At 53.2% G+C, this 16,638-nt stretch carries 11 protein-coding genes; 1 reads left to right on the top strand and 10 read right to left on the bottom strand.

Annotation, left to right across the window (positions count from 1 at the left end):
• Positions 1-33: 33 nt before the first annotated feature.
• From lepA to JIN87_RS16790, 7 genes are all read right to left on the bottom strand, one after another.
• Entirely contained in the window at positions 34-1,830 is a 1,797-nt protein-coding gene (gene lepA, locus JIN87_RS16820; RefSeq protein ID WP_200356758.1) for a translation elongation factor 4, read from the bottom strand.
• A 101-nt stretch (positions 1,831-1,931) separates the two neighbouring features.
• Entirely contained in the window at positions 1,932-2,837 is a 906-nt protein-coding gene (gene fabD / locus JIN87_RS16815) for an ACP S-malonyltransferase (RefSeq protein WP_200356757.1), read from the bottom strand.
• 100 nt (positions 2,838-2,937) lie between these two features.
• Positions 2,938-4,338 carry a sulfatase-like hydrolase/transferase gene (locus JIN87_RS16810; RefSeq protein ID WP_200356756.1) on the bottom strand — a complete coding sequence of 467 codons (1,401 nt, stop codon included), beginning with the start codon at positions 4,336-4,338 and terminating at the stop codon, positions 2,938-2,940.
• Between the two features lie 93 nt (positions 4,339-4,431).
• Positions 4,432-5,508: a glycoside hydrolase family 117 protein gene (locus JIN87_RS16805; RefSeq protein WP_200356755.1), complete on the bottom strand. Its 1,077-nt coding sequence runs from the start codon at positions 5,506-5,508 to the stop codon at positions 4,432-4,434.
• Between the two features lie 269 nt (positions 5,509-5,777).
• Positions 5,778-7,091 carry an MFS transporter gene (locus tag JIN87_RS16800; protein ID WP_200356754.1) on the bottom strand — a complete coding sequence of 438 codons (1,314 nt, stop codon included), beginning with the start codon at positions 7,089-7,091 and terminating at the stop codon, positions 5,778-5,780.
• Between the two features lie 93 nt (positions 7,092-7,184).
• The gene (locus JIN87_RS16795) at positions 7,185-9,557 is read right to left on the bottom strand and encodes a beta-mannosidase (RefSeq protein WP_200356753.1); all 2,373 of its coding nucleotides are present in this window, start codon (positions 9,555-9,557) and stop codon (positions 7,185-7,187) included.
• Positions 9,558-9,903: 346 nt separating this feature from the next.
• Positions 9,904-12,369: a glycoside hydrolase family 2 TIM barrel-domain containing protein gene (locus JIN87_RS16790; RefSeq protein WP_200356752.1), complete on the bottom strand. Its 2,466-nt coding sequence runs from the start codon at positions 12,367-12,369 to the stop codon at positions 9,904-9,906.
• 198 nt (positions 12,370-12,567) lie between these two features.
• On the opposite strand from JIN87_RS16790, the gene JIN87_RS16785 reads away from it, so the two are divergent.
• Entirely contained in the window at positions 12,568-13,731 is a 1,164-nt protein-coding gene (locus JIN87_RS16785) for a mandelate racemase/muconate lactonizing enzyme family protein (protein WP_200356751.1), read from the top strand.
• Positions 13,732-13,814: 83 nt separating this feature from the next.
• Here JIN87_RS16785 and JIN87_RS16780 read toward each other — a convergent pair whose 3' ends face one another.
• The 3 genes from JIN87_RS16780 to JIN87_RS16770 all read right to left on the bottom strand — a co-directional run bounded on the left by JIN87_RS16780 (position 13,815) and on the right by JIN87_RS16770 (position 16,573).
• On the bottom strand, positions 13,815-14,039 hold the full coding sequence (locus JIN87_RS16780; RefSeq protein ID WP_200356750.1) for a hypothetical protein: 225 nt from the start codon (positions 14,037-14,039) through the stop codon (positions 13,815-13,817).
• A 136-nt stretch (positions 14,040-14,175) separates the two neighbouring features.
• Positions 14,176-15,633 carry an aldehyde dehydrogenase gene (gene aldA, locus JIN87_RS16775; protein WP_200356749.1) on the bottom strand — a complete coding sequence of 486 codons (1,458 nt, stop codon included), beginning with the start codon at positions 15,631-15,633 and terminating at the stop codon, positions 14,176-14,178.
• A 148-nt stretch (positions 15,634-15,781) separates the two neighbouring features.
• Positions 15,782-16,573 carry an enoyl-CoA hydratase/isomerase family protein gene (locus JIN87_RS16770; protein ID WP_200356748.1) on the bottom strand — a complete coding sequence of 264 codons (792 nt, stop codon included), beginning with the start codon at positions 16,571-16,573 and terminating at the stop codon, positions 15,782-15,784.
• Between the last annotated feature and the right edge of the window lie 65 nt (positions 16,574-16,638).

Below are 16,638 nucleotides of genomic sequence, written 5' to 3'. Positions count from 1 at the left end.
TCGCCTGCGAGCTCCAGCGTCGAACCCTAGATATTAGTCGTTCTTCAGAACCTTGATGAAAGCGTCCGGCGGGATGGATACGTTTCCGATGTTCTTCATCTTCCGCTTACCTTCCTTCTGCTTCTCGAGCAGCTTCCGCTTACGTGAAATATCACCACCGTAACACTTTGCCGTAACGTCCTTACGCATCGTCCGCACATTGTCACGGGCGACAATCTTACCTCCAATCGCGGCCTGAACAGCGATCTTGAAGAGGTGCGGCGGAATGATGTCGGCCAGCTTAGAACAAAGTTCGCCACCCTTGGTGTGCGCCTTGTCGGTGTGCACGATCGAGGAGAACGCATCGACCGGCTCGCCGTTCACGAGAATGTCCATCTTGACCAGCTTCGCAGGTCGGTAGTCGCCGAGCTCGTACTCCATCGAACCGTAACCTCGAGTGATGCTCTTCAGGCGATCGTTGAAATCGACCAGGATCTCATTGAGCGGCAAAATACACTCGAGAATCAGGCGAGTGCCATCGAGAGTATCCGTACGTTCACACGAACCACGCTTTTCCATGACCAGAGCGAGAATATCCCCCACGCAGTCATTCGGCACGTGAATGTGGGCCACGATCGTCGGCTCCAAAATCGTCTCAATCGCAGAGGGATCAGGAAGGTTGATCGGGTTATCGACCTCGATCTCTTCGCCATTCTGCTTTTGCACCTTGTAAACAACACTTGGATACGTCGAAATGATATCCACCCCATACTCGCGGCGAATACGTTCCTGGATAATCTCCATGTGCAAGAGACCGAGGAATCCGCAACGGAAACCAAAACCAAGAGCAACCGAACTCTCCGCCTGAAAGCTGAAGGCTGCGTCATTGAGCTGCAGCTTAGCCATGCTGGCTTTGAGCTTTTCGAAGTCCTGCGTCTCCACCGGATAGATACCACTGAAAACCATCGGGCGAACTTCCTTATAACCAGGAAGCATCTCCGCAGCCGGGTTCGCGTTCTGCGTGATAGTATCCCCTACCTTGATGTCCGCTGGATTCTTGATGTTACACACCATGTAGCCAACATCACCAGGTCCGAGCGAATCGACCTTCTGCGGGGCAGGCGTGAACACGCCAACTTCCTTCACCTCAGCACGCGTGTGATCGCTCATCATGAGGATCTGATCGCGCATTTTGATCGAACCCGAAAAATTCCGCAGGAATACGATCGCGCCACGGTAGGCATCGTAAACAGAGTCAAACACGAGCGAACGCGTCGCATCGCTATCCGTCCAACGCGGTGACGGGATTCGCTCCACTACCGCCTCCAAAATCTCCTCGATCCCGATTCCGCTCTTACCACTGGCGAGGATCGCTTCCTCGGCAGGAATCGCCAGCAAGTCTTCAAGCTGCTGCAAGCACAGGTCGAGATTCGCGCTTGGCAAATCGATCTTGTTGATCACCGGGATGATCGTCAGCCCCTGCTCTTCCGCAAGGTGAGCATTCGCAACTGTCTGGGCTTCAACGCCCTGCGCCGCATCGATCAAGAGCAGAGCACCTTCACAAGCCGCCAAGCTTCGCGAGACCTCGTAGGAGAAGTCCACGTGGCCCGGGGTGTCCATCAGGTTGAGCTGATAAGTCGTCCCGTTCTTAGCCGGGTAGAACATAGTAACCGGGTGGCTCTTAATAGTGATGCCACGCTCCCTCTCCAAATCCATGGAATCGAGGTGCTGATCCTCCAGCACGCGATCCGCCACGGTATTGGTGAATTGAAGCAGACGGTCGGACAGAGTCGTCTTCCCATGATCGACATGGGCAATGATGCTGAAATTACGCTTGTTAACCGTCTCCATATGAAAAGCGGAAGAAGTTGCGCACTCCTTCCACCGCTTTCAAGTCACAATGAAGACAAAGGTAGCGGCCGCTGTCTCTAGCGGCCACATTACTGGAGCTTTTACGCTTCCAAATCCGCCCAAGTCTCGAAGGCCGCGTTCGCCCACTCACGATTCGTACGCTTCACCTGGCCCTTGAGCACTCCGCCTACGCCAAGCTCCCAGAAGAGATCCACTCCGCCAGCTTGAGCGTTCACCAAGCAATCTTCCCAGAGAACGGAGGAAACCACCTGCTTCACCAGAGCTTCGCGCAAGTCGTTCGGCTCGGAAACCTCTTTACCCGTGGTGTTTGTGAAAACTGTCACCTGTGGAGCCTTGAACTCGATACCCGCCAAAAACGCCGCGAACCCGTCGCGTGCCGGCATCATCAGGCGACTGTGGTAGGCGCCTGCCACATCCAACGGCATCACACGGCGGAATCCACGTTCCTTGCCGGCCGCCACAGCCGCTTCGATCTTGGCTGCTTCACCAGAGATCACGATCTGGCCTGGGCAATTGAGATTGGCCATCTCCACGTCCATTTCCTGGCAAAATTCCGCCACCACATCGCGCTCGACCCCAATGACCGCCGCCATGGAGCCGTTCGTCGCCTCACAGGCCTCCTGCATCAGACGAGCACGCTCGGCCACGACCTTAAGCCCTGTCTCGAAATCGAAAACGCCCGCCGCTGTCATCGCGGTTACTTCCCCAAGACTCAGCCCCATAGCGACCTTCACATCGTCGAGCTTCCCCTGAGACTTCATGATCTCGTAGACGGCATAGCCGTGCACGAAAAGAGCAACCTGGCAGACCTTGGTCTCAGTCAACGCCTCCTGAGGCCCCTCGAAAGATAGATCTGTAATCTTCCAGCCGAGAATCTCATCAGCCTTGTCATAGAGAGCGCGAGCAATCTCGCTGTTCTCGTAGAGGTCCTTGCCCATGCCCACTTTCTGGGCGCCTTGTCCGGAAAACATCAACGCGGTCGTCATAAGAGCAAACTTCGCAAAACATTTCCCCTTCCCTGACAACCAAAAAACGCCAGCCCTTCCGTGTCATAACCAGAACTGATCGCAGCTAGAGGCGACTAGGTCACAACTTCGGCTTCCGAAATTTGTCCATTCGGTCCATTGCCTTGCCTTCGTATTCTCGGCGAAGCTGGAACATGGGACGATCAAGGGTGAGTTCCCAAGCGAAGAGCTTCTTGTAGAGTTCACGCACGAGATGCGGATGTTTGTTCGCGAGATTATTAACCTCTGAAATGTCTTCGGCTATGTTATAGAGTTCAGCCGGACGATCAGGGAAACGAAGCAGCTTCCAATCGCCGTCTCGAATAGCTCCACGGTTTTCCTTTTTCCAGTAAAGAGTTTGGTGAGGACGGCCTTTTCGCTCTCCAACCACAAAGGGTCGAAGGTCTACGCCATCGACTCCATCAAGATTCCCAACATCTCCTCCACCGGCTGCATAAAAAGTCGGCAAAAGATCCAAGGTACTCACCGGGTATTCAAACTTTGAATTCTCATCTACAACTCCTGGCCAACGCATCAGGAACGGAACGCGGATACCGCCTTCGAGATGATTCGCCTTAGTGCCGCTAAGCGGATCGTTGACAGAGTGGTTCGAATCGGACGGACCTCCATTGTCGTTCGTATAGACAATCAGAGTATTCTCGGACAATCCCATTTCATCTAATTGATCGAGCAGGCGACCGCACTCCCGATCCAGTGAGAGCGTCATCCCCGCAAGCGCCTTACGCCTTCCCGTAAGCTCTGGGAACTGAGCGAGATCCTTCTTCTCCGAGTGCATTGGAGTGTGGGGGGCATTGTAACAGAGCATGAGGAAGAACGGCTGATCCTGGTTTCGTTCCACAAAATTGATCGCCTCATCCGTAAAGACCTCGGTCAGGTACTTATTGGGTTCTTCAAACTTGCCAAAACCGATTTCGATACGGTCCTCTTTGCGCTCTACGTCATCAGATGTCGGATACGGCCAGAAACTGCGAGCACCACCACGAAAACCATAGAACTCGTCAAAGCCTCTTTTTAGCGGATGATAACGGTCCGCATTTCCTAGATGCCACTTGCCAATGATCATGGTGCGGTAACCAATCTCTCGCATGTAGTCGCCAATCGTTTTCTGATCGAGCGGCAGGCCCATGTCGTCCCCGGTCGTACTGTTCAGGCTCATGTATCCAGGAACATTGTTCTCTTCGTATCCAAAACGTTGCTGATACTTGCCTGTATAGAGACCGGCCCGCGAGGGACCGCAAACAGCCGCCGAAACGTAGGCTTCCTTGAACAACATCCCCTGCTCCGCGAATGAGTCGAGGCGAGGCGTTCTCATGATCTTGCTGCCATGAAACCCGAAGTCCGCATACCCTGCGTCATCGGAGAAGATCAGAATGATGTTAGGCTTTTTCGCAGCAAAGGCGCAGCTGACGATACCAGTCAAAACGAGGGCAAAACACAGGAGATTCTTCACACGATATTTCATTGCTAAAATTGCATGCAATCACCACCCCAACTACCACTTAAACAGAAAAGGCCCGGCCAATAGCCGAGCCTTGAGAATGAAAATACCGATGACTTACTCGTAGGTATCGCGAGAGAGGAAGAATTCCTTCAACCACTCGTCGACTTCGAAGCGTTCCATCCAGCCACGTTGGCCATCGACTCGGTGGCAAAGCCCCCAACGAAGTCCTTCGAGAGGTCCCTTGTCATGGTCTGGTGTTCGGAAGAGGCCATTCGCTTCGGGAGCGCCTTTGATGTAGGACATGATCTCGAAATTCACACCGTCGGGAGCCCACTGGAGCGTGTTGCGTTCGGGGCCATCAGTTGTCAGCATGGCTGCGATTCCACCCTTGTAGTGCCACACGCATACTTCGTGACCCGAATTCGTGATCGGATTGTATTCACTGCGAACATACGGCCCCTCTGGCTTCTCGGAAATAGCGACTCCCCACTTGGTTTCACGTCCACCCATGTACATTTTTTCGCCCATCGGCTCACCCTTGTAGTAAAGGTAGAACTTATCGTTGAAGTACATGAGGCATGGATCGTGGACCTTGTGGCTGTCGAAGCTACCTTGGCTCTCGACAAGGAAGCGATTGTCCTTGTCTCCCTTCCAGACGCCGTCTTGGGCAGTCTCAAGGATCGGGCCATCCACCTTGGTCCAGGGACCATAAGGCGAGTCAGCGACCGCCATAGATATGTGCTCGTAAGAACGACGAACGTACGGCGACTTCACAACCTGGTAGACAAGGTAATATTTGCCATCGTGAGCGAGGATTTCTGGAGTAAATACGCTTCGGTCATCGTACGAACCTGCAGGACCACGTCCGACCGCTAGCCCCTGCTCTTCCCAATGCCAACCGTCCTTGCTCGTGGCATGCCAGACTTCGCAGTAGTCCCATGGAAAAGTCTTCTTTTCCAGATCTCCCGAGCCAAATCCGTAGCTCTCGCCTTCGCCCTTGCTGTACCAAACATGGTAGAGACCATCCGCAAAAATGACCGCAGAGGGATCACGGCGTACCATGCCCTCCTTCACCTCGGCCAAATCGCCCGTGATCGGCTTCTCACGGATTTCGCAGTACCACTCAGGACCTTGCATGTGATTGTTCTTCTGGGCGCGAAGCGTCGCGGCGCTTAGTTTCTTTTCGCTCATATCGTACAAAGGGGTTAAAGTTGCACATTGTACACAATAACATCCTTTGTCGAAGCCCAAAATGATGGAATATCTTCCAATCGGACGCGTTTTACGAACAGCTCACATCCGGAAAACGAATGATCTATTTTAACGATGATACGGCCTTCGGCCTAGATGATCGCCTCAGGCGAGCAGGATGAGAGAACAAACACAATAGTTTCACACTCATCATGTTGGCAAAGCCATCATCGCTCGCGAAGCGATCATCGTTAAAAAAATCCTGTCCGCTAGCGCTCCAGTCGCTCCACCTTCCCGACGAGGAAGACGTAGCTCATGGCTCCGAGCAGAGTCATCACTCCGATATAGATTAGAGCGGGCGCGAAGTTTCCGTCAGCTGCAAGATAACCGATAACTACGGGAGTAACGATCCCCGAGAGGCCCCCGATGCAATTGAAGGTACCTCCAGCCAAACCAAGCAGATTCTTCGGAGCCAAGAGTGAAACAAAGACCCAAGCGATCGATGCCAATCCACTGCCGAAGAAGGCGATACTCATAAAGACCGCCACCCAGAATGGTTCATCCACGAAGTTCGCGCCTATGATACTCGCTGACAATAATAGCCCCGTGATAACTGGAGTTTTGCGAGCAACGGCAGGCGACACACCTTTTCGTGTCAGGAAGTCAGAGGTGAACCCAGAAAGCAGCACTCCGAGGAAGGCAAAGAGAAATGGCACAGCCGCAACCAGCCAAGATTCGGAGAGGTTTATCCCGCGGTCATCCTTCAGGTACTTCGGGAACCAAGTGAGAAAGAAAATTTGCGTCGAACCTAGACCAAACTGCCCCAAGTAGATTCCCCAGAGTTTACGCTGCGAGAGCACCCAACCCAGATTGCTCAGGCGGAAGGGCTCGCCCTTCTTCTTCGTCTCAGAATTGCTTCGATCGACGATGCCTCCACCATCTTCGATGTATTTGAGCTCCGCCTCATTCGCCATCGGATGCTCCTCCGGATTCCTGTAAAAGAACCACCAGACCACCGCAAACACGACACCGATTCCACCTGTCACGTAAAACAGGCCACGCCATCCGATGTATTGCTCAGCGGCAATCATCGCGGGAGCAAGGAATGCAAGACTGAGAAACTGGGCCGAAGTATAGGTCGCAATGGCTCCGGCGCGTTCGCTCTCAGGGAACCAGCTCGACGCGATGCGATTGTTCATTGGATACGAGGGCGCTTGAAAAATTCCTACTAGGATTCGCAAGCCCACGAATGTCGCCAATCCGTATCCAAATCCCATTGCCACTGTGGCAAGTGACCAGAGAGCGATGCAGACAGTATAGAAACTTCGGATACTAAATCGGTCGGCCAATATTCCGCCAGGAATCTGCAGTGTCGCATAAGTCCAACCAAATGCGGAAAATATGTATCCCATCTGCACATTTGTAAAACCGAGTTCCCCTTGCAGCGAACTGGCCGCAAACGCGATGTTGTTACGGTCCATATAGTTGACCGCAACACTAAGGAAGACCGCCGCCAGCACGAAATAGCGGGCATTGGACTGTTTTACAGAAGGGGTATCAGAAACAGAGGAAGAGGCACTCACGATGACTAAAACTGCAACTCATCGCCCAATCCCCAAGCAAAAAGGCGCTCCCCTCACCTGGAAAGCGCCTCGAAAGCCGAGTTTAGTAAAACCTTAGTCGATATCCCACAATTCTTCGTGATAGCGGTAGTAGCCTTTACCAAAGGCTTCCTTCTCGTTATTCATCTCCGCGTGGAGCTTCTTGCTGCGGTCGATCGCAGCTTCCTGGTCTCCGACCATAAGCGTATGGAAGTTCGAAGAGAGTACATCGCCTTCAGCGTTCACAAGCTCGAGACGTACCTTGAAGAGTTCATAGTCCTCACCCTCGATCGTCGTGTTGAGCGGGAGAACTTCCGCAGAGCTATCCGCTTCGGCACTTACCGCGTGGCTACCGGAATCGATTACCTCGCCCGCTGGATTCTCAACCGCCCAGTTGAGCGTGAGATTCTCATAAGCGAATTGATGATCGTTCACGATCCAAACGCTGGCTTCGAGCGGAGAACCTGCTTTGAAGCGACGCTTGCGGTACTCAAGGCTTGGAAGCAACGGCTGGTAAGCACGCTTCACATAATCGAAAGCAACCTTCTTCTCACCGTAGTAGTCGATAATGCCCCACTTGATATCTGGAAGATAAGTCATGAAGTGACAAAGAGCCACCGCGCTCACGCGCGGCTTGCGACGCCGGAAGTGCTCAAGCGCATACTGGGCGATGATGCCGTGGGCCAACTGCGTAGAGTCGACAAACTCCTCCAGCGAGCCGTCACGCGTGTCACCAAATACCTCCACATTGAGAAGCTTGAGGATAGTGATATCCGCCCAGTGGTAGCCCCAACTTGGCCCCATTGGCCAAAGCTCGTTTTCGGGGATAAACTTCTTGAGGCTCTCAACCGACGGAGCGGACGCAGCGGTTAACTCAGGGATCACGCAGTAATCCATGGTACCATAATAGTCCTCCATGAGAACGTGACCGGCGCCATAATAGTGCTCGTTGGCGTGCGTGGATTCCTTCGGCTTGAATCCAAGCTTCTGGCCGTAGTGCCCACTTAATGGAGACGCGAGCGAGTAAGGAATGTTGGTCACTTCAGCAACCGCCTTGCCGATCTCTTCCATGATCAGCTTGTTGTCGCTGTCCACGTGAGCATCAGAGAAGAAGACCTCTTCGCCCCCCATCCAGATAATATTGGACGGATGGTTACGACGCTGCACCACAGTCGCCTTACACTCGTCAAGTACGCCATAGAGGAACTCGGTGGTCGCTTCGAAAGCCTGGGTCGCAAAACCGAAGTTTGTCCAAACTGTAATGCCGAGACGGTCACACAGCTCGTAGAATTCAGGAACTTCTGGAGGGTGCCAGCCAAAGATACGGAGGTTGTTGACGTTCGCCTCCTTAACCATGTTTAGACGGTCTTCGTACTTCTTGAATGAATTGCGTCCGTAGAAGTATGACGGCGGGCCACCCCAGCAGTTCGAGCGGAGGAAGTGGCGTTTGCCGTTGATCATGAAGGTCCAAGGATTCTCAACCTCGTCTTCAGTGAAGCCTGGATTCATCTCCATCTTGACCTCGCGAATACCGAATACCTCGCTCGCGGCATCGAGCTCGGCACCGTCAGACTTCATGGATACGTCCAACTGATAGAGATTTTGATCACCCATATCCCAAGGCCACCAAAGCTTCGCCTGCTCGACCGGGATTTCAAATTTCAGAGTGTTCTTACCCGGTCCGACACGGAAGGTATTCGATTGGCTTTGCTCAGCACCCTCAAAGTTCTCGCCCTTGAGTACGGAGTCGAGTGTTACTTCGAACGGGTTGTACCCAAGATTGGATACTTCGACTTCCACACGCACATTCGCAGCATCTCCTTCAAGGAGATCAGATTCGATACGGAAATTCTCGATACGAGCGATGCCAGAGGCACGCACCTTCACCGGACGCCAGATACCAAACGGTACGAGACCTGGCATGTAGTCGCCAGAGAAGCAGAACTTCTTGCCCGCTACGCGACGGTAATTGCGTGGCGGTGGGTCGAGCTTGATCATCACGATGTTGCAGCCTTCGAACCACTGTTCGAAACGTGTCTTGCTCGTGATATCGAAGGAGAAGTCCGAGTACATGCCCTCGTGCTTTCCGAGGTACTGGCCGTTCAGCCATACCTCACAAGAATAGTCGACCCCTTCGAAGAGCAGCTCGATCTTCTTGCCCTGCATCTCTTCTGGGGCGTTAAATTTGGATACATACCAATACTCGTACTCATGGGCCCATTTGGCTTTGCCCATGTTACGCCCCATCAGGATGTCATCGATCTCCCCTGCGCGTTGCAGGTCAGTGTACACGTCACCTGGAACGGAGGCCTGATTCCAGTTGAAGTAGGTTCCCTGATACTCGGACGGCAGTTTGTGCCATCCCTCCATCACCCCGGCTCCAGGGCGAATCTTCTCCATCTTCCAGTGATTACCGCTTAGGTCGATTTCGAGTGCTTTAGGCTTCATCAGTCTTTTTCTCTTTCTGTTTCACTCAGCTTCTCACGCGTTGGGAGCAATCCGCTGACAGAGGGCCTACACGGACGTTGACTAAAATATTGGGGTCCAACGAACAGAGCTCCACGGAGAAGCGAAGCGCATATCTATCTACTTGTAGATTGTGTGCAATCTCATCAAGTAAATTTCACTAGCAAAACTCACTTTTATATTTCTTAAACCCATTTCCCGAAGGGTTGATACCGCAACGCAAAGGTTGTGATACGGATCGGCCCACGAAGGACACGAAGAAGCACGAAGATAAACACCCCAAATGGTCCTTCGTGTCCCTCAGTGCCCTTCGTGGGCAAGAATTCAACTACCCGATCTCAATCGTAGCCACCGCATCCGGCAAACCTTCCGCCTTAGCCGTCACTGTCACATTCGAAGCTTCGCTGCCCGCTCTCACGATCGCCAAACAACGTCCCCTATTGGTAACGATCTTCTTAGCCTGGAAGTCCTGCACATTGTCACGTGCTCCGTTATCGACACCGAGCCATTCGCAATCGCCACTGACCTCGAACTTGATCTCCGCTTCACTGCAAACCACGTCGTTTCCGTCCACGTCTTTCAACTGCGCTACGATGTGGGCAGCATCGTAGGAGTCCGCGGCAAGTTTCGGCTTATCGACTGAAAGTTCAATCGCCGCAGCGTCACCATCAGTGATCCGAGAGCAGGAACTTTCCCCCGCCCCTCCGCGCCCAACCGCTTCCAGCTTACCGGCTGCAAACGGAACCGCCCACTTGTAGATGCGATCTTCGAAATCCTCTAAACGCTTCACGCCAAGAGACTCGCCATTCAAGAAGAGCTCCACTTCCTCGCAATTCGAGTAAACCTCGGCCGCGATCATTTCACCTTCTTCGTAATTCCAGCTCTCGTTCATGTCGTGCCAGATCCAGAGAGCCTGCTCCCAAGCCTTCGGATCCTTGGCAACAATCTCGCCAGACTCCTCATCGATCTTGTTGATCGACTTCTCAAGCGTCTGAGTCGCGAGGTACACATGCGGTTCCTCCTTATTCCAAAGCGTCTTCATCATGTGGAAAGACGGTTTCTTAAAGCCCCCCACATCGAGCAGACCTGCAGCGAGCGCCTTCACGGGCCACTGCTTGTTAACCTCTCCCATGTAGTCGATACCCGTCCAGAGGAAGGTGCCGCAAATATGCGGACGTTCTTCAATCGCCTTCCACTCATGCCACTGTCCGAGATTCTCGGTTCCCATGATCACCTTGTCCGGGAAGTTCTCGTGACAGAGGTCGTACATCACGCGGCGGTAGCTGTATCCAACAATATCAAGCGCCTCACCATAGCCTGTAACATGGCTCACCGACGGTAGAATACAGTTCGCGATCACCGGGCGACTCGTATCCAGCTCACGCGTCCACGCAGCCAACTTCTTTGCAGTGTCAGCTAATGTATAATTGTCGGCCGGGCTATTGTCGTACGCCTCTTTGATTTCCTCGAAATTCCGAGGCGGGTGCTCCCAAAAGTAGTTGCCCTCCCATGACATGTTGAAAAATCCAGTCGCCGCCACGTCACGCGGGTAGGTCCATTCGATCTCGTTACCGATAGACCACTGAATAATCGACGGGTGGTTGCGATCACGCAGCATGACTGCCTTAAGGTCCGCCTCTGCCCATTCTTGGAAATAGCGAGTATACCCTTCCGACAAGTAGTCCGGCTCCTGCTCCTCCTTGTTCAGGCGCTTGTCCTTGGGATTGTCCCACTCGTCGAAGAACTCATTCTGCACCAACAAGCCCATCTCATCACAGAGATCGATAAACTCCGTAGAGCCAGGGTTGTGAGCAATACGGATAGCGTTACATCCGCCATCCTTCAGAGCCTGGAATCGTCGACGCCAAACCTCCTTCGGCACGGCCGCCCCGACAAGCCCTGCATCATGGTGCAAGCACACTCCCTTGATCAGTTCATTTCTCCCATTGAGGAAAAAGCCTTCGTTTGGATCGAAGCGGATGCTGCGAATTCCAAAAACAGTATCGTAGGTATCCAGAATTTCATCATCCACGATCACAGTTGTCACCGCCTTGTAGAGTTCCGGAGTCTCGAGATCCCAACGGTGAGGATTGGCAATTGAGGTCTTCTGGTTCCGAGTCGCCTCACTTCCGGCAGAAAGCGAAACCATATCCGTTACCGAAGCTACCTCGTAGCGACCTGGACAATAGAAACGAGTCGTCACCTTCGCCTCTACTGCTTGGCCAGAATCATTCCTCAGTTTGTACTCCAAACTCACCTCAGCCTTTTCGGCCGAGACTTCTGGTGTCGTCACGAAGGTACCCCAAATTGGCACGTGCACCTTGCTCACGGTAACCAGCTTAACATTACGGTAGATGCCAGATCCCGTATACCATCGACTATCGCAATAGCGTGAATGGTCTACCCGCACGGCAATCACGTTGTCGCTTCCGTCCTTCGTCAGGTAGGGCGTCAGGTCGTACTTGATCGGAGAGTAACCGTAAGGATGGAAACCTAGCTTGTGGCCATTCACCCAAAACTCGGAGTTGTTGTATACGCCGTCGAACACCACGAAGGTCGACACATCATCGCCTCCTTCCGGAGTCGGGAAATGCTTACGGTACCAACCGATTCCACCAACAAGGTAACCAGTCGCGCCCTCGCCTTTTTCCTTGTCGAAACTGAATCCGACACTCCAGTCGTGCGGCAGACGGAGCTCACGCCACTTGCTGTCGTCAAAGCCCTGTCCACTAAATCTCGTTTCGTCTTCAAGCGCAAAGCGCCAACCGAAATTGAAGTCTTTTTCTCGCTTCATAATTGGGAGCCTCCTAGGGGTAAGGAGACGGTTTAAGGAACACAGACTCGACAGAAACTCAAGAAACGAATTGTACACAATATGCAGGTTCGTAACATTGATACCTTACCGCAAAATTTTGTACCAATGCTCGCAAACGCCAAACTGTAGGGTCGTCGCTCGCGACGCACCGTCCCGCCTCACATCCACTCCTACCCCATGCAAATCACCAAGATAAAGACCTACCCCACCCGCATCGGCAACAGCGCCCAGCTCCTCGTCAAAGTGGAGACCAGCAAGGGCACTTACGGCTGGGGCGCCTCAGGCCTCACCTCTCGCGAACATGCCGTCATCGGCGCCATCAGGCATTTCGAGAATTTCCTCATAGGCCAAGACCCACGTCGCATCGGAGCCATCTGGCAGGAGCTCTACCGTGGCCAATACTTCGAAGGCGGACGCGTGCTCACCGCGGCGATCTCCGCCATCGACATCGCCCTACACGACATCAAAGCCAAGTCGCTCAACATCCCCGTCTACGAACTGCTCGGCGGACGCCAACGCGACTTCGTTGATTGCTTCGCCTCCATCAAATTCCGTGACGCCGAGCAAGCAATCGAACGCTGCAAGACAACCCTCGACGCAGGTTGGAACGCCCTTCGACTCACTCATTTCGACGACCAGGCAACGGGTGACGACGCGCTCACCTTCGAACCACGCGAGTCTGTCGATCACATCGCCAATTGCTTCACCACACTTCGCGAAGCCATCGGATCCCGCCCCGTCGTCGGCTTCGACTATCACCACCGTCTGAGCATCCCCGAAACCGTTTCTTTCTTGCAACGTATGCCAGAGGGCACCCTGGATTTCCTCGAAGAGCCGATCCGTGACGAGAACCCAGAAGCCTACAAAACGCTTCGCAGTATGACCACGGTCCCTTTCGCGATCGGCGAAGAGTTCGCCAGCAAATGGCAATTCCGTCCATTCATCGAAGAAGGCCTCACCCAATTCGCCCGCATCGACGTCTGCAATCTAGGCGGACTTACCGAAAGCATGAAGGTCGCCGCCATGGCCGAGACCCACTACATCGATCTCATGCCGCACAACCCGCTCGGCCCCATCTGCACGGCCGCTTCAATTCACCTCGCCGCAGCCTCCCCGAATTTCGCCTACCTCGAAGAGATTCACACACCGGTCGATAATCCCGGCCTTTGCGACGAACGTTTTTACCCAGTCCAACCTGAGCTCGAAGGAGCACGCTACCCCGTATCCGAAACGCCAGGACTCGGTGTCGAAGTCGACGAAGCCGAAGTAGAGAAAGCAGAATTCTCCCTCCTAGAAGTCCCCCACTTCCGCCGCAAAGACGGCTCGTTTACCAATTGGTAAGAATCAAAAGCCCACGAATCACACAAATTTTCACAAATCCAATTCGAGAAGATTCGAGCAATTCGTGGGCTCATCATCTCCGATCACGTATCAACCCGCATCACCGGCAGGTTCACTTTCTGAAACTCGTTCCAAACCTCTCCAACCCGAACAGCTCCCATGTGTTCGTAAAATCCAGCTGCATCAGGATCAGAAGCGAGTGTGAAGCTGAACAGGATAGTAACAATCGAAAGAGCCATCTGTAGGGCGGCGTGCTGAGCCGCCACAACGACTCCGGCGGCTCGACGCGCCGCCCTACAGAAACACAAAAGAAACAGGACGCTGGCCGCTACCTAGGATGCATACACAAAATGGCCCACAAAAACCACTAAGCGACACGATTCCAGATACCCAAAGTATCCTTCGTGCCCCTTAGTGCCCTTCGTGGGCAAAAAATCCAACTGCCTAGTACTTGATATAGACTACTCGCTTTTGCAGGTACTCTTCGATCCCGTAAGTACCGTCTTCACCGCCGATACCACTTCGCTTGTGACCGTTATGGTAACCTTGGATGTAACCACAGATGCCCTTATTCACAAACACTGTACCGACCTGCATACGCTCAACTGCATCTAGGATTGTACTGTAATCCTTAGTCCAAAGGTAAGCGGAGAGCCCTTCTTCGCGGTCGTTGCAAAGCTCGAGTGCTTCATCGTATCCAGAAATCGTTACGATTGGGAGAACAGGTCCAAAGATCTCTTCCTTGAAGACGGACATATCCTTGGTCACACCGGTCAAAACGGTCGGCTCGTACCAATTGCCTTTCTCAAACTCAGGACCTTCTGGACGCTTACCGCCGAACTCCAAGGTCGCGCCTTCCGCAATCGTCTGCTTCACGATACCATCAATGCGATCTACAGCCGGCTTGCTGGTGCTCGGGCCCATACCTTCGCTCTTCATTGGGTCACCACACTTCACCTGCTTACAGCGTTCGATGAGCTTCGCGGTGAACTCCTCGGCAATCTTTTCGTGAACGAGTACCATTTCGTTACAGATACAAACCTGACCGCAGTTCGCGTAACGAGCGATCGCTGCCGCCTCTACCGCTTCGTCTATGTCCGCATCCTCGAGAACGATGAACGGAGCTTTACCGCCGAGCTCTAGAACGAGCTTGGAAATGTTCTTCGCCGCAGAAGCAGCAATCGCCTGACCGGCTCGAATACTCCCGGTCATGGTCACGAGCTTGGTGCGGAAATCTTCGACTAGCGCAGATCCAATCTCAGCGCCGGTACCGATCACCATATTCACTACACCCTTTGGCAAATTAACCTCTTCGATGATCTTACAAAACTCAGAGGCAGTAACCGGAGTGATTTCGTGAGGCTTGAGCACCATTGTGTTACCCGTCACGAGCGCTGGGCCGAGCTTACGACCGATCAGTGCCAGCGGGTAATTGAACGCGCAGAGTCCAACAGTCACACCATACGGAACCTTATTGATCCATAGCTGCTCGCTGGGTGCGTCCGCAGGAAAAATCTGTCCTTGGAGACGACGAGCTGCCTGCGCCGCATACTCCATGTAAGTGATCGTCCCATCAACTTCACCACGGGCCTCAACCAAAGTCTTGCCCTGCTCCATAACAAGCAGTTTGGCGAAGTGCTCCTTGCGCTCTCTGAGCTTTTCACAGATTGCCATCAAGTAGTTGCCGCGTTCCATCGCTGGCAAAGCTTGCCATGCTGGTTGAGCTTTCTCGCAGCTTTCTAGAGCTGCTTCCGCCTGGGCAACAGTACAGGATGGAACCTGCGCCCAAATCTCATCGTTAGCTGGATTGACAACGTCTATACGGTCGCCGCTCGCGCTATCGACCCACTCGCCGTCGATGTAGCATTGATAGTAAGTAACTTCAGTTGAGGTAGTAGACATAGCTGATTCTTGTATGGGTATAGGTTTCTATTTTGAGAGTATTAGCAAAAAATGGATACGTGGGGGCGTGCTTGTCACGCGATTCGGTCAGGGGGAAAATCGATCAAGTCACGTGACAAGCACGCTCCTACATTTTGAAAATTTGAGTTCATTTCCCGATGTAAACCGGTGGGCGTTTTTCACAGAAGGCCTTGAAGCCTTCCTGTGCGTCGTGAGTATTATAGAGATCGTCGACAAGGTTGGCCTCCAGTTGAAGACCGTCCGCTAGCCCCATTTCACAGCCTTGCTGCAAGGACTTCTTTAAAGCGGCTAGAGTGAGCGGAGGACCATCGGCAATATTCTGAGCATCCTCGGCAACTGCAGCATCGAATCCATCTGCTGGATACAGGCGATTCACCAGGCCGATTCGGTGCGCTTCTTGAGGTGATATGTTATCCCCCAGTGCCATCAGCTCCATCGCTTTGCTCACCCCAACAAGCCGAAGCAAACGCTGGGTTCCACCATTACCTGGCAACAAGCCAAGCTTCACTTCCGGCAAGCCAAGCAGGTACTTCCCTTCGCTCGCGATACGCAGATCGCAGGCCATAGCGATTTCTAGTCCACCGCCGAGCGCGTGTCCGCTTAGAACCGCGATGTAGAATTTTGAACTCGTCTCGATCTTAGCCAAGGCAGCCCGAGCGAGATCAACCATCGCTTTATTGGTCTCAACGTCATTCTCCGAAAACGTCCGAATGTCCGAACCCGCACAAAAGAACTTTTCCAAGTCGCTCTTCAGAACAACAACGCGAGCCCCCTCGCACGCGTTCGCCTCGTCGAGCGCAGCGTTAAAGGCCCGCATGAAATCGATATCGTAGGCATTCGCCTTGGGACGATTAAATCGGATCGCCCCAATCGTTCCCTCGAGTTCAAAACGGACCCACTCTGCGGAATTTAATGACATTGCATACAATATGCATTACAGCTTCCAAATATCAAGCGGATAAAAATGGTAGGGCGGACTGGCCC

Origin of the sequence: Pelagicoccus mobilis, from assembly GCF_016595505.1 — a bacterium.
GTDB classification, from domain to species: domain Bacteria; phylum Verrucomicrobiota; class Verrucomicrobiia; order Opitutales; family Opitutaceae; genus Pelagicoccus; species Pelagicoccus mobilis.
This window is presented reverse-complemented; position numbering and strand designations above follow the sequence as displayed.